The following is a 1,790-nucleotide window of genomic DNA, read 5'->3' as shown; positions in this document are numbered from 1 at the left end:
ATGCCGCGCACGGCGGATGCGCCTTCGGCAGCCTTGGAGCCACGTATTTCCTTGCCGCCCTTGTCGAAGCGCGGCGCGCCATAGCCATGCGGCTTTTCCACCGTGCCGTAGTCCTTGCTGACCTTGGCCCAGATCGGCTCGTCGCCCATGACATCGGCGTCGGCGGCATCGACGATGAAGGAGACGCGGCGCAGCTTTGGCCCCTCGGCCTGTTCCTTGGCGGCGGCCTCGCGGCCGATGAAGTCATTCTTCTCGAGCTTGATGAAGCGGTCCATCGCGCCTTCGAACGGTCCATAGATCGGCCGCAACTCGCGGAACCAGGTCGGAAAGTTCTTTTCGAGGCGCATGGAGAGCAGAGCGCGCATGCCGAAATCGACAAGGCCGAATTCCTCGCCGGCGTCCTTGATTGCTTTGTAAACCAGGCGTTCGTAGGCCGGCGCCATCCAGATTTCATAGCCGAGGTCGCCGGTGTAGGTGATGCGGTTGACCATGCAGGGCGCCCCGCCAACAGCCATCTCGCGGAAATCCATGAAACGGAAGGCTTTTGTCGAGACGTCGACATCGACCAGTTTCTGCAGCAGGTCCCGTGATTTCGGCCCGGCGATCGACAGGCCGACCAGCGTCTGGTCGAAGCGGTGGATGCGCACCGTTCCGTCCTTCGGCAGGTGCTTCTCGAACCAGCGCATGTGGTATTTCTGCGCCGCCGAAGAGCCCCAGATCATGAAGCGGTCTTCTGCCGCCTTGGCGATGGTGAAGTCGCCGATCAGCTTGCCGAACTCGTTGAGCATCGGCGTCAGCACGATGCGGCGGGTCTTCGGCATGCGGTTGGTCATCAGCCGGTTGAGGAAATCCTCGGCCGCGGGTCCCGAGACTTCGTATTTGGCAAAATTGGCGATCTCGGTGACGCCGACGCGCTCACGCGTGGCGCGCACTTCCTCGCCGATCGGCCCAAAATCGTTGGAGCGATGGAAGGAGACGATATCCCTGGGTTCCTTGCCTTCAGGTGCGAACCAGAGCGGGGTTTCGAGGCCCCAGCTGTCGCCCATGACCGCGTTGCTGGCCAGCATCGTGTCGTAGAGCGGCGTCGTCTGCGCCGGACGTGCCGCCGGCAGTTCCTCATTGGGGAAGCGGATGGAGAAGCGGCGCGAATAGTTTTCCCGCACCTTGGCGTTGGTGTAGCGCAGGCCGGCCCATTCACCGAAGCGTGTAACATCCATGCCCCAGACATCGAAGCCAGGATCGCCATGCACCATCCAGTTCGACAGCGCCAGACCGACGCCGCCGCCTTGGCTGAAGCCGGCCATCACGGCGCAGGCGCACCAGAAATTGGTCAGGCCCTGCACCGGGCCGACCAGCGGGTTGCCGTCCAGTGCGAAGGTGAAGGGGCCGTTGATGATCTGCTTGATGCCGGCCTTCTCGATGCCGGGGAAATGCTTGAAGCCGATTTCCAGCGACGGCGCGATGCGGTCGAGGTCGGGGGGCAGCAATTCATGGCCGAAATCCCACGGCGTGTTGACCGGCGACCATGGCTTACAGGCTTTTTCATAGGTGCCGAGCAGGATGCCGTTGCGCTCCTGGCGGGTGTAGATCTCGCCCTTGAAGTCGAGCACGCCGATCATTTCGCGGCCGGTCGACTTGTTGAATTCCTCGACCTCCGGCATCGGCTCGGTGAGCAGATACATGTGCTCCATGGCAAGAACCGGCAGCTCGACGCCGACCATGCGGCCGATCTCGCGCGCCCACAGGCCGCCGCAGTTGACGACATGCTCGGCCTTCACCGTGCCCTGTTC

General features: G+C 63.0%; 1 protein-coding gene. It reads right to left on the bottom strand.

What is annotated here, in order from left to right; genetic code table 11:
* A partial coding sequence (locus EN925_RS34525; protein WP_164894610.1) for an FAD-dependent oxidoreductase occupies positions 1-1,790 on the bottom strand: 1,790 nt, incomplete at both ends.

Origin of the sequence: Mesorhizobium sp. M7A.F.Ca.US.006.04.2.1 (assembly GCF_004022915.1) — a bacterium.
Classification (GTDB): Bacteria; Pseudomonadota; Alphaproteobacteria; order Rhizobiales; family Rhizobiaceae; genus Mesorhizobium; species Mesorhizobium ciceri.
This window is presented reverse-complemented; position numbering and strand designations above follow the sequence as displayed.